At 67.5% G+C, this 17,935-nt stretch carries 14 protein-coding genes; 8 read left to right on the top strand and 6 right to left on the bottom strand.

The genetic code is table 11. The annotated features are described in order from the left end of the window. Positions 1-34: 34 nt before the first annotated feature. The 5 genes from AC6CID_RS20670 to AC6CID_RS20690 form a co-directional block, all read right to left on the bottom strand. On the bottom strand, positions 35-688 hold the full coding sequence (locus AC6CID_RS20670) for a DUF8176 domain-containing protein (protein ID WP_258913961.1): 654 nt from the start codon (positions 686-688) through the stop codon (positions 35-37). A gap of 69 nt (positions 689-757) precedes the next feature. After that, entirely contained in the window at positions 758-2,062 is a 1,305-nt protein-coding gene (locus AC6CID_RS20675; protein WP_498354379.1) for an insoluble domain protein, read from the bottom strand. 62 nt (positions 2,063-2,124) lie between these two features. Next, positions 2,125-3,513, bottom strand: coding sequence for a CpaE/TadZ family protein (locus AC6CID_RS20680; RefSeq protein ID WP_387399801.1), 1,389 nt, complete (start codon positions 3,511-3,513; stop codon positions 2,125-2,127). Between the two features lie 2 nt (positions 3,514-3,515). Next, positions 3,516-3,863 carry a hypothetical protein gene (locus AC6CID_RS20685; RefSeq protein ID WP_012476952.1) on the bottom strand — a complete coding sequence of 116 codons (348 nt, stop codon included), beginning with the start codon at positions 3,861-3,863 and terminating at the stop codon, positions 3,516-3,518. Positions 3,864-3,972: 109 nt separating this feature from the next. Beyond that, entirely contained in the window at positions 3,973-6,129 is a 2,157-nt protein-coding gene (locus AC6CID_RS20690; protein ID WP_498354380.1) for a type IV secretory system conjugative DNA transfer family protein, read from the bottom strand. A gap of 1,065 nt (positions 6,130-7,194) precedes the next feature. On the opposite strand from AC6CID_RS20690, the gene AC6CID_RS20695 reads away from it, so the two are divergent. The 8 genes from AC6CID_RS20695 (at position 7,195) to AC6CID_RS20730 (ending at position 17,018) form a co-directional block, all read left to right on the top strand. Further along, a complete protein-coding gene (locus AC6CID_RS20695; RefSeq protein WP_217580502.1) occupies positions 7,195-7,503 on the top strand; it encodes a hypothetical protein in 309 nt (102 codons plus the stop codon). Positions 7,504-7,545: 42 nt separating this feature from the next. Further along, positions 7,546-7,944 (top strand): hypothetical protein, encoded by a 399-nt coding sequence (locus AC6CID_RS20700; RefSeq protein ID WP_498354381.1) that lies wholly within the window; start codon positions 7,546-7,548, stop codon positions 7,942-7,944. After that, positions 7,941-11,006, top strand: coding sequence for an ATP-binding protein (locus AC6CID_RS20705; RefSeq protein ID WP_248957644.1), 3,066 nt, complete (start codon positions 7,941-7,943; stop codon positions 11,004-11,006). The genes AC6CID_RS20700 and AC6CID_RS20705 overlap by 4 nt, the downstream gene beginning before the upstream one ends. Positions 11,007-11,104: 98 nt before the next feature. Continuing rightward, positions 11,105-13,162, top strand: a complete 2,058-nt coding sequence (locus tag AC6CID_RS20710; RefSeq protein WP_498354412.1) for a hypothetical protein — start codon at positions 11,105-11,107, stop codon at positions 13,160-13,162. A gap of 149 nt (positions 13,163-13,311) precedes the next feature. After that, the gene (locus AC6CID_RS20715; protein ID WP_498354382.1) at positions 13,312-14,004 is read left to right on the top strand and encodes a hypothetical protein; all 693 of its coding nucleotides are present in this window, start codon (positions 13,312-13,314) and stop codon (positions 14,002-14,004) included. Further along, the gene (locus AC6CID_RS20720; protein ID WP_173283625.1) at positions 14,001-15,599 is read left to right on the top strand and encodes a peptidoglycan DD-metalloendopeptidase family protein; all 1,599 of its coding nucleotides are present in this window, start codon (positions 14,001-14,003) and stop codon (positions 15,597-15,599) included. The genes AC6CID_RS20715 and AC6CID_RS20720 overlap by 4 nt, the downstream gene beginning before the upstream one ends. A gap of 456 nt (positions 15,600-16,055) precedes the next feature. Continuing rightward, positions 16,056-16,412, top strand: coding sequence for a hypothetical protein (locus AC6CID_RS20725; protein ID WP_231414590.1), 357 nt, complete (start codon positions 16,056-16,058; stop codon positions 16,410-16,412). A 12-nt stretch (positions 16,413-16,424) separates the two neighbouring features. Next, positions 16,425-17,018, top strand: a complete 594-nt coding sequence (locus AC6CID_RS20730) for a hypothetical protein (RefSeq protein WP_012476961.1) — start codon at positions 16,425-16,427, stop codon at positions 17,016-17,018. Between the two features lie 205 nt (positions 17,019-17,223). Here AC6CID_RS20730 and fabG read toward each other — a convergent pair whose 3' ends face one another. After that, positions 17,224-17,922 (bottom strand): 3-oxoacyl-ACP reductase FabG, encoded by a 699-nt coding sequence (gene fabG / locus AC6CID_RS20735; protein WP_012476962.1) that lies wholly within the window; start codon positions 17,920-17,922, stop codon positions 17,224-17,226. Between the last annotated feature and the right edge of the window lie 13 nt (positions 17,923-17,935).

The following is a 17,935-nucleotide window of genomic DNA, read 5'->3' on the forward strand; positions in this document are numbered from 1 at the left end:
CTTTCGGGGCAGCAGGGGCGGCGGCGGGGACCGGTCACTTGAACACGTCGACGTACCAGCGGCCGTCGATCTTCGCGGTGGTCACGGTCTGAGTGCCGCGCTCGACCGGCACACCGGGTCGCATGACCGACAGGTCGACGAGGAAGACCCCGTCCGACAGCTCGACGGTGCGCAGGCAGTAGTTGGTGCCCTGCGGGAGCTTGTCGATGAAGGTCTGCAACTCCGGGGCGGGCGTGACCGTCGAGGTCGGGGTGGCCAAGGCCCGCGCGGCGGCGGCGTCGCGGCGGTTGTAGTACGCGTAGTTGAACGCAGCGATCACGCCCGGTCCGCTGCGCTGGTCACCGCGATCGGCGCGGCATTCGCTGGTCGCCTCCGGATCAGCGGCGGCCGCCGGCTCGGGTTCGGCCGGCAGATTCAGCACCGGGAGGCCGTTGTCGCTGGCCGGGTCCTCGATGTCCGCCGACGGGGCCGGCTCGGCGGCGCTGTGGTCTGCGGTGAGCTGTCCGGCGGCGACGGCCCCGGCCACCACCACGGCCACCGCCGCCGCGGCGACAGCGGCGGTGCGGCCGGGCCGCCACCGGCCGCGCTCGCCGCGCGGCGACGCCGCCGGCCCCGGTGCCGCCGAAGCGGTCAGGGTCGACGGCATCGCCGCGGGTGAGGTGGGCGCACCACCGAGAAGGTCGACCACCGCGGGATGGCGAGGGGTCCTCCGTGTGATGTTCGGCTTCCTCATGATGCTGCCCACTTTCTTCTCGACTCAGATACCGAACTGGGTGATTCCGTCGCCGATGGCGTTGGAGATGAGGTTTCCGGCCAGGCCCGGGGTGGCGTCGTTGAAGAACGTCTCGAGGGTCTGGTCGACCTGCTCGACGATCTGCTCGCCGCCCGGCTGTGCCTGCACGACATCGCGGACCTGCGTGTCGATCGCCGGGGCTGTCTCGGTGGTGAACGTCTGCACAGCGTCGACGACGACCTGACCGATCGGGTCCTGCGACCACTGTTCGAGCGTGGCATCGACCTGCTCACCGACGGCGTCGGCCTCGACGTCGGGGACCTCCGCCTCGATCGGCGTGGCGTCCTCACCGGCGCCGTAGGCCGTGCCGGCAGCGAAACCGGCGGCACCACCGAGACCGGCGCCGATACCGCCGCCGATCGCGCACCCGACGCCCAGGCCACCGGCCGCACCGAGCGCCGTCGCGGCGACGCCGCTGGTGACCGGAGCAGCGCCGGGGATCGGCAGGGGCACCATCGTCCCAGCGAGTGCGCCGCCGATGCCGGCGACCGTGCCGACGACGAGGCTGGTCGGGACACCGACCGCTGCGCACCCGGTGGCCGCGCCGGCGCCGGCGCCAAGAGCGGTGCCGGCGACCTGCGCCGAGGCGATGCGTTCGGCTTCGGTGGTCTCGAGGCCGACCGAGCGCCACGCATCGGTGACCTGAGCTTCGATCACCGCGGTGGTGTTGTTGGTGCGTTCGGCGTCGATGTCGGAGACCCAGTTGGGCTGTTCGAACACCACGCGGCCCATGCGCATCTTGTCTTTGGGTGCCTGGATCGGCACGGTCGGTTCGAGCACCGGGGTCGGGGCGTGCAGCCGGCTCCAGTCCACAGCCGGCGTCGCCTCCTCCGTGTCGGTATAGGCGCTGTAGCCGCCACCCCCGGAGTAGTCGGTGGAGTAGTCGGTCGAGTAGTCGGTGGAGTAATCCACGACGGTCACCCCGCCACCGGTCTGCGGGTCGTAGGCGCGCGTGCCCTGGTTGTACTGCGCCGGCGGCGCCACCCAGAAGCTGCTATCGGCCTTCGGCTCCGCGGCGCTCGGCGCAGGCGTCTCGGCCGCGGTGGTGCCGCCGGTCTGCGCGCCGCTGGTCACACCTTCCTGCGTGGTGCCGCCGGTCACCCCGCCCTGGATCGGCGCGGCCGACGCCGGGCCTGCCACCATCGCGGACATCCCGAACGCAGCGGAGGCCACCGCCAGCGCCGTCGCGGTGGTCTTTGCGGACCGACGGCGATGCCGCCCCTGTGCGCGGCGCGCGGCGCGGTTTCCGATAGTGGTGTCGATGCTCATCTGTACCTCTCGGTGAAAGTAGGTGAAGAAAACAGGGCCCACCGCGCAGCGGGGGCAACGACTCAACCAGCAGCACCACTGCCGATCCGGGTGACGGTCGCCGCGAGCACGGTCAACGCATCGCAGGTCTCGCGCCGCAGCTGTGAAAGCACGATCCGTTCCCCGGACGCGAAGGCCGGCTCGAAGGGCATCCGGCACACCGACACCCCGAGCGCGGTGAACGCCTCGACGGCCTCGGTCTCGACCATCGGCGCATCCCCCGGCCCGTCGGTGATGACGACAACGGTGCGCGCGAGCACATCCGGGCGGACCGCGGAGATCGCAGTGAGGGTGCGCTGCGCGGCCACGGCGGCGTCGCGACGCAGCGGAACGGGCACAACAACCGTGTGCGCGGCGGTGATCGCCCACCGCCAGCTGCCGGAGTGGCTGGAGTTTCCGGTGTCCGCGAGCATCAGGTCGTAGTGCCGTTCGAGGATCGCCCCGAGCGTGGCGGCATCGTCGAAGCTCAACGGCGCCTCGGCCCCGGCCGGTCCTGCCAAGGCGTAGGAGCCGTTCGGCTGGCGGGTCAGGTAGCGCGCGAGAGTGGACGGGCGCACCTGGTGCGGTGCCTGGCCGAGATCCGCGAGCAAGCTCACCGCGTCGTGTCCTGCGGCCGGGGGGACCGCGACCCGATCGGAGAAACTGCCGCCGATCTCGCCGAGGTCCAGGCACGCGGCCGTGGCAGGGCCGCGGTACTCGGCGATCGTCTCGGCCAGAGCGATCGACATCGGGGTCTTGCCGACGCCGCCCTTGAGGTTGACGAAGGTGATCACGGCGCTCTCCGGCAGCGGGCCGGCGATCGTTGCCTGTGCGTCGCGCAGCCGCATTTCGAGCGAGTCCGCCTTCGGGGCCAAGGCGAGGCCGAGCATCGCATTGAGCCGGCCCCTCATCCCGATCCGGGCGGGCAGGTTCGCTGCCGGATTCACGCCCGGTGCGGACAGTGCCGGCAACGCCCCGATCGGGCCTGTGGCCGCGTCTGTGGGCCGAACAGACCGCGCGGTGGGGGTTGCTGCCCGCGCGGGCCGTGCAGTCGCCTGAACAGGCTGTGCGGGCGCCTCGTAGGGGATCGATTCGGCGGCCACGGTCACCGGTCCGGCCGGCGCCGGGGAGCCAGGCTCCGCGGGCGCCGGTTCCGGATCGGCCACCGCGACCGGGATGGGCACGCTCGGGGCGTTCTCGGTGAGCTTGCCGTCGGGGCCGACCGTGAGGAAGCGAGTGTCCTTGCCCGTCCGATAAACGACCTCGACGGCCGCCTGCTGCTCCACTGCGATCGTGCGCACGAACTCGTGCACGACAACCGCCAGGTTCTTGTCATCGGTTGCAGCCAGTTCCATCGGCGGCACGGCGGCACCGGCGAGTTGTGCGCGCGCTGTCGTCGCGGAGGTCGCCTCGATTTCCACGGTCGGCGTCATCGTCAGTTCCCGCCGAAGGCACCAGCGCCGGCCAGCGCGGTGTCCATGTCCTCGACGACGGCCTCGGTCTGCTCCAACTCGGCCAACGCCTGCTCGCGGGCCTTGCCCTCGGGCAGCGCTTCGATGACCGCGCGGCGCTTGACGCCGGCCTCGCGGATCTCGGCGAGGCGTTCGCGGGTCAGTTCCTGCTTCTCGTCGAGCTTGGGCAGCCACGCAGGCACCGATGCCTTGAAGTACTCGCGCAGTGCAGCGATGACCGGATCGTTGGCGCCCTTGGCGATGAACGGTCCACGCAGCGCAGCGACATCCTCGGCGGTGGGGGTGATCGACTGGGAGATACGGCGGGTCATGGTGTTCCTTTCGAGGAGTGATTTCGGTGTGATTCGGTAGCGGGTGGACTCTCGGGACGAGAGCCGCCGTGCGGGTCGGGCATCGGCTCGATGCGGCAAGGTCACAGGGTCATGCGGGCGCTCCTACAGAGTCGGGATCGGGCAGTGCCACGACGCCGGTCGCGTCGAAGGTGATGCGGGTCTTGACGCGGCCGGTGCCCACGATCAGAACGGTCGAGGTGACCTCGCCCTTCTTGTTGCGGCGCACCTCGACCTCGTCGACGGTGACCGGCACCAGCTCGCCGTCATCGTCGTCGATGAGCACGGTCTGACCGGCCTGCACACTCGACGCCGGAATGGCATCGGCGAAGTCGTCGTCTTCTGCCTCCGGTTCCGGTGCCGACTCGGGCTCTTCTTTGACCATCGACACCGCGGCATCGTCGCCACGACCCGCCCCGATGACGATCGGTTCGGGGACGCTGCCGTGGCTGCGCGCACGCTTCGCCAGCGCCCGCTCGGATTCGATGAAGTCGGCCAGTTCCGGCGAGTAGCAGGTGAACTGCGGCGCCTCGGCCGGTACCAGGCCGTCGATGATCGCCTTTTCGCTCTGCGAGAGCTGGTTCCACTTGTTCGGATGCTTGTCGACGTTCGGGGTCCACCACATCTGCGCATCGACCGGATTACCGTCGTCACCGAGCGCGATCCCGCGGCCCTTGACCGACGTGTCGACCTCCCGGCCGACGGTGGAATCACCCCACATCATCAGCGCGCCGTCCTGCGAGAGATTGCCGAGCGAAATGCGGGTGCCGAAGTTGTCGCGCGCATTGCCCGAGGCGCCGCCGAACAGGGACGCGTCCGGGCGCTGCACTCCGAGCAACAAGCGGATGCCGGCCGAGCGGGCGAGCACCGCCAGATCCGCCCAGGCTCCGAGCGGATCGAGTTCTTTGAGCTGCGCCTTGGTTTCGTCGTCGCCGGTCTTGGCCAGGCGTTGCCACTTGCCGGAGAGGATGAAGAACTCGTCGAGCACCGCGATCATCAGCGGCAGCTGGGAGCCTTCGATCTTCATCTGGTGGATGTAGGCGTTGCGGGCCATCATCTCGGTGTGCAGGGCGCGCACGAACATCGCTGCGCGCAGCGCGTCGTAGATGATCGCCCCGCACCCCGGATAGCCCTCGAGGCCGTCGAGTTCGATCATCTTCGGATCGACCCCCACGAACGGGATACCGCGCCGCGCCGCCTCGGTCAGCAGCGTGCGGATCACCGAGGTCTTACCGCCACCGGTCGGGCCGACGATCAGGCAGTGCGGCTTGTTCGAGCTGGTGGACACATCCCAGAACATGATCCGATCGGCCGCGCCGGTCGCATAGGGCAGGTGCCGCAGGTTCTCATCGACCAGTTCGAGGGGGTGGTCCACGCGCGTGGGCATGGCAGTGACGAGGCGCATCACCAGATAGCCCTTGCTCGGGTACCAATCAGTGGTCCAATTGCGACCGGACTCGTGCTCCCCCGCCAACGAGGCGAGCGCTTCCTCGACTTTCATTTGGAAGCCGGGCGAGCCGGTATTCATCGACTTGTCGAAGGTGATCCGATAGCCGGTCTCGACGGCGTTCTCATCGATCGTTTCGACGGTGACCTTGGGGTCGGAGAAGATCGACGCCGCATCGAGCGCGTCCTGAAGAGCCTTCTGCCGTTCGCTGCGGGTGTCCGGGGCGACCGAGGTACGGGTGAGGACGAGTCGGTCGCGGTGCGCGTCGTGCCGCACCGTCATCGCCCACGAGTCGCTGCCACCGAATGCCGACTCGACCGCTCGGGAGAATTCCTCGAACTGCTTGGGCCGGATCACCGCACCACGCGGCAGCGTGATCGTCGCGCGGCGCATCGTGCGCCGACCAGCGGACAGCGGAACAGTGACCTTCGTGGGCAGGTGACCGGTGCTCTGCCGGACCATCGATTCGAGCATCTGCGACCACCGGCGGCCGCGGTGACGGGCAAGGTCGAGACCGATCAGCGGTGCGGTCGCTACCGCCAGCGGCCACCGGCAGTCGTGCAGCTGGGTCAGCGCATCCAGAGCCGCGACGTTGTCGGCAACCGAAGCGATGAAGTGCGGGCTGGAGAAGGCGGCTGCGGCAGATACCGCAGTAAGCGGTGAGAACGGCACGAAGCGCGAGACTCCGGTGGGGCGGCCATCGTCGCCGATGCGGGGGCCGCGAGCGTCGCCACTGTCTCCGACCGTGTCACGCCACACAGCGACCAACCAGTCTTTGAGTGGGTCTGGAGTTCCGCTCACTGCCTGTGCCTTTCGCTCGTGTCGACGTCGCTGACGATGTGGCTGCCCTTCGGTGGGTGCGAGCAGAGTTACAGAGGGGTGCTGTTTTCACCAACAGGGTGGACACCTTCCGCCCCTTCGAGCGATGGCATGTCGCATCGGGACGCCGGCCGCCGATTGACGTGCTGTCCAACATGTTCGGCAACCGCTTGAGGCGCGTACACCCGCTGTTCGTTCGATCGCTGCATCGAGCGCTCTTCCACTCGGCTGGGCGCCGCTGTTCGGAGCGCTCGACATGGCGGTCGTCGATGCACGTGCGTCGCGCTCTTTCGAGCGCTCGCTGGAGCGGTCGTGCACGGCTCGGAAGAGTGCTCGATTGTGCGAGTCGCCCCGCCTTCACGACCGCTCCGATGAGCGGGCACGACAGCGTTGGACGTCACCGACGCTGCGCGTGTGTACGACCGGTGCATCGAGCGCTTGAAATAGCGTTCGACGTGGGCGGTCGCGAATAGCGTTGGCGCTCGGCGGAATTCTGAGTTACACTCCCCCCCAAGGAACGCCGGGGGGGAGTGACCCCGGAGGGGTAGGCGCTACGAGCGCTTTTTCGAGCGGTCGAATCCACCGCTCACATCGATCCCCCAATCCACCGCTGATTTCATGCGCTCACACGAGCGCTCTTTCCCCGTGCGCGTACGTCTGACCCGCGCCGCCCTTCTCCCCGCGCTCGATCACCGCCGGGCGACCACCACTGCCGCCTCGCGCGAGAGCAGCGCTGGGATAGGCGTACTGGGTACCCATATGAGAGCTACAACTGCTACCGCCCCATAGGCATCAACGAGCGCACCGCTGCGTGGACGCTGAGAGCGAGCTCGTGGACACTGCTACGGTCCACCGTCGGATGCGCCATGTCTGCACCGCATTTCGGGGGCGCTCGACGGTGCGTGTCCGTCTCGTTCGATCTGCTTGTCGACCTCTGCGGACCCACGCGATAGGTGCAGTCACCCTGTTGGGGAAAAACGTCTCGCCGTTTTACGGTCTCGCCCATCCCAACTCGGGTGTATCGACCGAACCATCAATGGAGCGCTCATGTCTTACGCGTCAAGCTTGGCCGAACTGGCGATCACAACGATCTCCACCGGCGACGCACTCGCCCAGACCACCGAGGTCAGCACCACGGGGGTGCGCGCATGGATCGAAGACAACATCGTCTTCACGATTCTCATTCTCATCGCGTGCGTGGTGCTGATGGGTGGCCTGCGCGGCAACCTGTCGAAGGTCGTCTCCGTCGGCGGCCTGTCGGTGGCGGGCATGGCGTATCTGGTCGTCGCGACGAACCCCGACGCGGCGACCGGGATCGGCAGATGGCTCCTCGGTCTGGTCGGCATCCAGGTCTGACCGCTACCTGAAACCACCGGCCGACGACTGAAGGGCACGACCGTGATCGACAACGACGACATGCTGCACCGCGTGGATCGGCACTATCTCGGCCCGACCGGCTTCACGCTGCCGTTCCGAGTGCGCTACGGAGCGGTCGGGATCGGTGTGGCCATCATCTTCACCGTCTTCTTCATCGCCCGCGCGATCGTGCACATCTCGCTCGGTTTCCAGTCGATCGTGATCATCCTCGCGCTCGGTGTCGTGCTCACCTCGAAGGTCACGAGATACGTCAACGCCGACCGCCCACTGCGGTCGGTGCTCAAGGCCGCATGGAACGACCTGAACGCCCCGCGCCCGCCCAAGGTCGGCCAGACCGTTGTGCTCCGCATCCCTGCCGCCTTCCACACCCGGCGGAGCGCGCAGGACACCGCGCCGAACGAAGGGAACGTCTCCCGATGACTTTGCAGCCCGACAACGACATCGCGTCGCTGTTCGATCCGAACTTCGACGAGCCCGAACCGGCGATCGTGCCGCCCGGCGCGCTGCCCCCGTCCTGGGCCGCAGCGATGGCAGCGAGTAGAACCACTCCCCCGCCGCCTGCACCTGCTCGGGCCGCGGAGCCGGAATTGGCGTGGTCCCAGGTCCCCGACAGCAGCATCGCCTCCCCCACCGAGGTGAGCGCCGCGCCCATCGCGGTCGAGGCGGACCGGACGGACAGCAAGCGCAGGGGTGGACGCACGAAGCGCGGCAAGACCGCCGGCGCCGACGCCGAGTTCACCCGCCAGTCCAAGGCCGCCGCCAAGCGCGCCGATCGCGCCCGCAAAGCGGTACGCCTGCAACTGGTCGGTGTGGAAGGCAACATCACCCGCACCCGCAAGCGGTCGACCGCATGGTTCATCCAAGAGCCCGGACCGTGGAACATGCGTCCGGTCGCCCGACAGCGCCGCTACATCCAGAACGAAGCGCTGGTGCTGGCGAACCTCGCCGACGCCGGCGTCACCGGCCTGCACCGCCGGCTGGTGCGCACCCCGTGGCCGGTGCGCCAATGGGCGCAAGCGCATGACGCGTGGGCCGAACCCATCCCCGACGTTCCGGGTGCGTTGTCATGGTCGGACTATCTGCGCGGTCAGCAGCACGCGATGCTGTGGGGCAACTCGACCCAGAAAGGCCGCTACTGGGGTGTGGAGCTACCGCCGCGGACGGCGCTGGCGGTCGGACTCGACACCGTCTCCGAATGGCTGCTTCCTGTGATCGATGTGCCACTGCTGGGCCGGGTCGCGAAGCTGGTCCGGGCCTGGGCGCGCACAGCATTCCTGGGCGAGCAGAAGGCGCTCGCCGATCACCTCGCCACGATCGAACGCATCCTTTCGGGCCAGGGGGTGCGCGCCAAGCCCGCAACGGGTGCGTTGATGGACTATCTGTTGCTGCGCTCGGCCTCGCTCGGATTGCCTCTCGATGCCGAGGGTGTGATCTCCGGTGGCGGTCACTGGGAACAGTCCGATGTCGCTGCGCTCGAAGACCTCACCGATCTGGAACTGACCCCCGGCGACGGGTACACCACCGTGCGCGGTCAGGTCGGTGGCCGCGACTACACCGGTTACGCCATCGTCCTCACCGTCGGGCGGATGGCGCCGCTGCCGATCCCGGAGCGGATGCTGCCCTGGCAGGTCCTCGGTGACTCCTCCGGTGAACCGCTCGAATGGTCCGAGCGCATCCGCCTGAAGACCAAGAGCCAGTCCATCCACCAGCTGCGCCGGCTCACCGCGCGCATCGAAGCGCAGTTCGATCACTACACCGTCGAACACGATCAGGTCCCACCGCAGGAACTCGCCGAACAGCACGCGCTCGCGCAGCAGGTGATCTCCGACATCGAAGACGACCACTCGGGGCTGTCGGTACGCACCGAGGGCTGGTACCGGGTGCTCGTCGTCGGCTCGACACCGGACGAGGCGAAAGAAAAGGTGTCGATGCTCCAGGAGATGTACGCCCCGCGCATCCGTCTCGAGCAGGAGCACGGCCAGTACCAGTTGCTGCGCGAGTTCATCCCGGGCGAACCGCTCGCCAACATCGCGCACTGCCGGCGCATGAGCGTCGAAGCCGTCTCCGCGGGGATGGCCGCGGTCGGCGACCGGATCGGGGACCGCAACGGTGTGGTGATCGGCGAGACCGCCTCGATCGCACCCCGCCCGGCGGTATGGGACCTGTTCGCCGCGCACGAGAAGAAGCACAAGTCCGGCCTGACCCCGATCGTGGCGGTGCCCGGATCGGGCAAGACCTTCCTCGCCGGAATGCTCGTCTACCAAGCAGTGCGCGCCGGGGCCTACGGGGTGGTGCTCGACCCCTCCGGGCCGCTCAAGAAACTCGCGCAGCTCCCCGAGTTCCGGGGTATCGCCGATGTCCAAGCATTGACCGGGCGCACCTCCCGGCCCGGTTCGCTCAACCCCTACCGGGTGATCGTCGACCCACGCCGTGACGACCCCGAGTACGACCCCGCCAACCCGGATTACGCCGACGACGCCGATCCTGTCGCCGCCGCCCACGCCCAGTACGAGGCCGACGTACGCGCCGCGCAAGCGGAGCGGATCTCGGTGGCGGTGTCGGTACTCAAGATGATGTTGACCCCCGCCCGCCTCGAGCACGAGTGGACCGAAACCGTCCTTCAGACCGCGGCAAACACCGTCGGCGGCGAACGTCACCACAACCTGCGTGAAGTCCTCGACGCGATCGCCGCGCTCGGCAATGACGACGAGAACGCCGACCTGCGTACCTGCGCGCGCAGCGTGCACCAGGACCTGACGATGATGGCCGATCTCGCCGAAGCCCGAGTGCTCTTCCCCGAGCGCGGAACCACAGGAGACACCGGCGACATCGCAGGCGACAACATCCGGCTGACGGTGCTGACGATGCCCGGACTGCAACTGCCTCCCACCGGTACCGACCCGTCGCAGTGGACCCCGCAGCAGCGCATGGCCGGCCCGCTGATGCACATGGCCGCGTGGCTGGCGAACCGGCTCGTCTACGAGCTGCCGCGCTACGAGCGCAAGGTGTTGTTCCTCGACGAGAACAAGTACCTCGAGCAGACCGGCGCCGGCCGCACCCTGAACCTGCGCATCGCGCGTGACTCGCGCAAGTACAAAGTCCGCGCGCTCGTGTGCTCCCAGCTGCCCGATGACTATCTCGGCGTCGACGGCAGCGACGACAAGTCGGCTCTGACCTACGAGGTCATCATCGGCGATCTCGGCGGTAACGCTCACGCCATCGACGGCGCTCTGAAATTGCTGAACCTCCCCTCCGGAGAAGGCTACGAAGCGTTGCTGGCCGACCTCGGAGGCGGCGGCGAGGACACCTTCGATCCGGACACCAACACCGAGCACTTCGATCAAGCACGCCGGTTCATCGTGAAGATGGCCGACGACATCGAACTGATCCGCTCGGACTGGACCCACTTCGTCCACCTGGCGCACGTGTTCGAGGCGCTGGACTCGCGGGCGACCCGCGCGGCGATGGGCGGCGCCTCATGAGCCCGCAGCGGTTCCGAGCCGACTCGACCGGTCGTTGCCCTTCCCCGCGCCGTTTCGGGTGGCGTACGGGGCTGCTGGCGCGGTTTCTGACCGTGTTGATGCTCGCGGGCATCTCGCTGATCGCAGCGGGCACCGGTGTAGCGGCTGCGGGCGGATTCGACTGCACAGAGGTGCCGACCGCGGAGTTCCCCAACGAGGTCATCGAGACGACCTTCGACTCGTCCAGCGCCCACCGGGCACCTCGGGAAGGGGGAGGTGGCACCGGCTACGAGAGTTACGGGTGGGCCGGGCTGAAGTGGCACACCTACGATCTCGGCTGCGGCGAGGATCTGGTCAAGGCGCCCGGCGCGGTCGCCGACACCACGCTGGGCAACACCTTCCTGACGATCGGCAAATCGCTCGCGGCCGCAGCCTTCTGGCTCGACGACCAGACCAAGACGGGGCAGGACGCCCTTGAGGCGGGTGTTGAGCCCGCCCTGGCCCAGTTCGACCGCATCGTCTATTCCATCTCCGATGGCATGCGCGGCGTCTACGTGGAGTGGCTGATGGTCGCGCTGACCATCGTCGCTGCGATCGTGCTGTGGAAGTCGCTCAAGGCCGATGCCGCCGGCGTCACGAAGACCTCGGCGATCGCCGCGGCCGGACTGATGCTCGGAGCACTGTTCGTCGGTGCACCGCAGAAAGCGGTCCAAGTCGCCGACGAGACGTTCGGCGCCCTGATCACCGAGACCCAGGACCAGATCTTCTCGGTCCAGTTCGGCGACGGCCCCGGCGGTGGCACCCTCACGAGTGGCCCGACTGATCCGAAGAATGTGCTGATCGATCGGGTGTTTCTCGAGGATTGGCGCAAAGGCTGGTTCGGAACCAACTACGACCAGACGGACGCTGCCGGACTGGGGCCGAAGCTGCGCGATTCGCTGGCCTTCTCGTACGAAGAGCAGGAGCGCGTCAAGAACGATCCGGCCGCCCAGGCCGAGCTCGCCGAGCACAAGTCCGACAAGTTCCGCGAGATCGTCGCATCGCTGGAATCCGACCACCAGTTGTCCTACTACCAATTCCAGGGCAAAGACTCCGGACGTACCTCGACCGGGTTCCTCGGCATGCTCAAACTGGCCATGCCGTCAGCGCTCTGGATCGGCGCCTCACTGCTCAAAATCACCGCACTGCTCGCGATCCGCTTCGCCATCCTGTTCGCGCCGCTGTGGGTGCCGCTCGCACTTGCCGGCGGTGGCTGGCTGGCCCGCATCATGCGGATGCTCGCCACCGCCTACATGTGGGGCGTGGCCGGTGCGGTCATCGTCGCGCTGTACCTGATGGCCCTCGTGCAGCTGTACGGCGTCGACAACGGTCAGGTCGACGGGTCCTGGCGACTGTGGTTCATGATCCTGTTGACCGCTGTGTGCTGGGCGATCATGCGTCCGTTCAAGCGAATGACCCAGACCTTCACCCAGAACAACACGAGCATGGTCAATCGCAAGGCCCGCGAGGCGAAACGCTCCCTCAAGACCAAGGCATTCGCCGCAGCAGGCGCAGCAATCGGCGGGCCCGGCGGAGCAATCGCAGCCAAGGCCGGCGAACGCTTCGCTCGACGGGCTCACGAAGACGACATCGCCGGTGACGGCGAGGCCAAGGCAGCCTTCGTAGCCAGACCCGAAGGCCGCGGCCTGGGCAACCGCAGGCAGCAGGCACTGACACAGGCACGGTCGGACGCTCGCAAGAGCCGCATCGAACGTCTGGGTCAGGGCACCGATCGGATTGCCGAGCGCGACGCACGTATCGCCAGCATCGCCGCTGTCGCCAGCCGGGACATGGCCCGAGGAGACAATCCCGTGGAGCGCAAGGACACCGAGCGGGCCGCAGCATCCGGCGCCGCAGCGTGGAAGCGCCTGGACAAGGACGAGGTCGAGAACCGCCGTCAAGATCGGCAAGCTCGCAAGGAGATGCTGACAGCGAGCGTCGGGCAGCGCTGGGACGGCGGGGACCGCTCGGCCATCGCACCGATGAAGGTCTACACCCCTACCGGCAATCGCGAGCCGAGTCGACCCCCCCGCCACCTGGCACTCAACTCCGCCAGATCGACGGTGACCACCGCTTCCCGGGCGGTCCGGAATGCACCTGCACCGTCCGGCCCCAAGTCGACGGATAGGTACGCCTGATGACGAGGTCCGGACCCAACCCCGTGCTCGCACCGATCCGACGGTGGGTGCTCTACTCACGTACCAACCTGGCGATCTCGGTAGGTTCTGGCCTCGTTGTGTTGTCGCTGGTCGGAATGATCTTCGGAGAAGATCCGCAGCCTCGATCCGTGGACAGCACCGCAATAGAAGCTGTTGAGAGCGCGCCACCCACGATAGCAATCGAGTACAACCTCGACGAGGTCACCGAGTCCGTGGTGGTCGCCAAGTCGGCGTCCTGGGTCGCTTCCAGCGCACCCGCGACCGCAATGGCCTACGCGCACGTCTTCGTCGACACGGCACTCTCCGACGCCGAGTGGACCCGCGCGCTGAGCCGCTACACCGTGGATACGCCCGGTCCAGCCACAGTGGCCGCACGGCCGCGGACTCCGATCGTCATCACCGGCCCCACGACAAGCACCTCGGTGACCGGCGATGCAGAGGCTCCGGCCGCGCAGGTGAGCGTCCCGACGCAGGCAGGAGATCTGTTGGTCTCGGTCGTCGTCGAGGAACTGTCGGATGGCACCCAGCAGTGGGCGGTCACCACTCCGCTGCCGACGCTGGAACTGTCCGAGGTCGAAGACGCCACAAGACCGGCCACGACAACCCCCACGCCCCGGACGTCGACGGACGACGACGCATCTGCACAGCCCACCCCTACGACCAAGCCTTCTCCGCCCTCACCGACGACGACCTCTGAGCCGACGCTCGATCGCGACGACTCCGAGGTGACACCGAGTCGCACCGCCGATCCCACTCCCGTACCGGTTCCAGGCCCGATTCCGATTCCGGAACTCGACACTCCGATTCCGGGGCAGCTGTGAGTGTCCGCCGCGCAGGAAAGGCACTGCTGCTCGGTGGGGCGGCTGCCGTAGTCATTGGCACGTCCGCGTGCTCGGTGGGCGCGCCGGTGATCCCGCGCGATCCGTGCCGGGTCCTGCCGACCGATACCAGCGGTTCCGCGGAGACTGCACCAGGGGCGTCCGTGCCGGTCTCCGGCCCGATCCAGTTGCCGGTTCGTCCCGGAACAACCACTCACACCTCCGGATTCGGTCCGCGCTGGGGTGGGCAGCATCAAGGCGATGACCTGGCAGGTCCGGTCGGCACGCCGATCCTCGCTGCACTCGACGGGGTGGTCGTCGCCGCCGGGTCCTCGGGGGAAGGGCCAGGGGTCGGATTCGAGAACTGGGTGATCATCGACTCCAACGTCGACGGTTCCCCCGTGAGCACTGTCTACGGGCACATGTTCGCCGACGGCATCCACGTGAGCCCCGGCCAGCGAGTTACCGCGGGCGAGCACATCGCCGACATCGGAAACGCCGGCAGCAGCACCGGAGCGCACCTGCACTTCGAGTACTGGCAGGGCGGCCGGTTGCAGGGCGGCACACCGATCGACCCGGTGACCGTGCTGCCCGAGATTGCGCAGCAAAACGGCGGAGCTGCACTGCTCGCCGATGACCCTCACACCAGTGACAGCGAGCGAAGCAGCGACGTGCAACTCGTCGCCGCGTCCCGTTCGACCGCCGACTGTTCGGGATTCGGTATGGCCGGCGGCGGCAATCTCGCCTTCGGAGCCGTACCGGCCGAGTTCGAGCCGTGGCTGCGTCGCGCAGGCGCGGTGTGCCCGGAGATCGACTCGGCTCTCCTGGCCGCGCAACTCCAGCAGGAGAACAACTTCCGTCACGGTCCGAACGCTCCCGTCTCACCGGCCGGCGCGGTGGGACCCGCGCAGTTCATGCCTGGCACCTGGGCCACCTGGGGCAAGGACCACGATGGTGACGGAACAGCGGACCCGAACTCGATCGGTGATGCCGTGATCTCACAAGCACACTTCATGTGCGCGCTCTACCAGGACATTTCCGAAGTACCGGGAGATCCGATCGAGCTGACCCTGGCGGCCTACAACGCAGGGCCGGGAGCGGTGCTGCTGCATCGAGGCATCCCGCCTTATGCGGAAACACAGAACTACGTCGCCAAGATCACCGCAGCGCGCGCGGCCTTCACCAACCCGAACTCGCGGGGCCGGTTCATGCCGAATGCCTCGGACGGCAATGGGCAGGTCGTTGCGGCGGCGCGCGAGTACCTGGGCACGCCGTACGTCTGGGGAGGCGGGGGCATTGGCGGGCCCTCCGGCGGTGGGTTCGACTGCTCGGGCCTGACCTCGTTCGCGGTCCATGCGGCCAGTGCCGGCAAGATCTCACTCCCCCGGACCTCCGAGCAGCAGTGGACCGTCGGGGTCGAGGTGCCGATCGAGAAGGCGCAGCCGGGAGATCTCGTCTTCGGTAGCTGGGGCCCGGCCGGGCCCGGCCATGTGGGGATCTACTCGGGCAACGGCCAGATGGTCCATGCACCCACTACCGGCGATGTCGTCACCGAAGCACCGCTCCAACCAGGAATGAAAGCCCGCCGAGTGATGTAGGGGACGTGCCATCTTTGCTGCTCAGAGACCTATTTTCGATAGTGGAGAAGTTCTTAGCGCCCCCGGCCGGAACTGCAATCCCTTCCGCCCGTGGGCGCCCGACACCTACGAACGTCACCGCGACATGCGATTGATGGGTTCGGGTTTCACCCATTCGGCGCAAGGGGACGTGTCGTTTATGCTGCTCATCTGCATTTTCTGTCCGGATCGGAGGGCCTTTTGAAGGCACGGAAACTTGTCGTGGCGTTGCTGGTCCTCGCAGTGATCGGCTGGGCCGCGTATTCGTGCACGGCTCGCCCCAACAAGGTCGAGGGATCTGCGAGCGCCGGCTCAACGACCAGTTCGTCGTCGCCCACCATGCCCAGCACGACGCCCCGGCCTTCTACAACTGCGGAGATCACGACTCCAGCGCCCCCGGCTCGGGCAGCCGAGGATGCGGCCAAGCAGGGACTGACCGTGGCATTCACGTGGTATCCGGCCACCGACAGCACCCAGAACGATGCCTACGGCCGGGCCAGGGACTGGCTGACCGATTCCCTTGCCGAGCGCATGATCGTCGACGCCAGCACCGAGCGTGGGCCCAGCGTGCAGTGGGCTCAGTGGGCCGAGGAACAAGCGAAGGTCATCGCCGACGTCAGTATCGAGTGCTCCGGGTGCCCCGAGGACACCGACACCGTCGTTCATCGCGTGGCCACCATCAAGCAGACCGCGGTGTCCGGCAGCGGCACCGATACCGTCGATTCCGACACCACGGTATGGGTCACGATCGTGCGAGAAGGCGACCGCTGGCTCATCGACGAGATCCGCTACTGACCTGGAGGACCTGTGAAGCTGAAGAACCTTGCTGCTGCCCTGATCACCGCCGCTCTCGCGACCGCTCTGGTGTCATGCGGCAGCGACGAGCCGCAGGCTCCTGCCGGCGCTGAGGTTCCGAGCACGACCGCAGCACCGGCGGTATCGGTCTTCGGCGAAGACAGCACCGACATCCTCTTCAAGATCCATCAGCGGAACGCCGTCGCGATCATCGAAGCGGTGGAGGAACGCGGAGGCACGCCGGAACAGGCCATAGCTGCTCTTCTTGCCGGTCAGGCCGAAACGGGCTGGAGGTCCGGGTTGTCCCTGCCGCCGCCTGCGACCGCAATCGCGGACATCTACGGATGGCGATTCACGTACAACATCGGTGCCGATTCCACGGACGCGGTGCGCGTCGCGACGTACACGTTCATGGATAACGCCGCAGCCGTGAAGGCCGATCCGAGCGACCCGGCAGCGTACGCGCTGGCGGTACAGCAGTCCGATGAGCGCGGATACATCGAAGACGAGCGTTTCTTCGTGAACGACGAAACTGCCATTTCGGAGTACGCCAAGGCGCAGCCTGTCGCCGAGGCCGCGTATGCAGAGTTGCGCGGCGAGCAGTAAACGTTGGGGACGTGCCGTCACCGCAGTTAGGAGGCATTTTCGTCGCCGCCCTGCGGCTGGCAGCTACTCCCTCCCCGTCTCATAAACGAGGCCGGCCCGGCATCTCGTTCTCCGTTCTCTGGAGCGGTCGAGGTGCCGGGCCGGCCTCGTTCGGAATCGCAGGGGGCGCGGCGTTCTAGCCGGTAGAAGACCCCCCATCGATTCATCAATGTCCCATGCCGATACCGCCGTCGACGTTGATGACGCTTCCGGTGATGTACGCGGCACCAGGGCTGAAAAGGAACGCCGCCGTAGCTGCGATCTCTTCGGGCTTGCCGAATCGGCCCAACGGGATGTGCTGCTTGGCGAGCTCGATGTTCTTCTCGCCGAGAGCGTCGGTCATGTCGGTCTCGGTGAATCCGGGTGCAAGGACGTTGCAGGTGATCGAACGGGAGCCGAGTTCGCGGGCCACCGAGCGTGCAATACCGACCACACCGGCCTTGGCGGCGGCATAGTTGACCTGACCCGCCGATCCGGACAGACCGCTGACCGAGCCGATGATCACGATGCGTCCGGAACGTGCCTTGAGCATGTTGCGGGTTGAACGCTGCACGACGCGAAAGACACCGGTCAGGTTGGTGTCGACAACGCGCGAGAAGTTCTCGGTGTTCATGCGCATCAGCAGGGTGTCGTCGTTGATACCGGCGTTGGCCACCAGACCTTCGACGGGGCCGTCTTCAGTCTCGATGTGCGTGAAGGCCGCATCGACCGACGCATCGTCGGTGACATCGCATTCGATGCCGTGTACACCGTCAGGGACGGATGAGCCGCGGTGCGTTCCCCATACCGTGTGTCCTTCCTTGACGAGCTGGCTGGCAATGGCCGCGCCGATGCCGCGTGTTGCACCGGTGACGAGAACGCGCACTGATAGTTCCTTC

The organism is Rhodococcus sp. GQ147, from assembly GCF_059759155.1.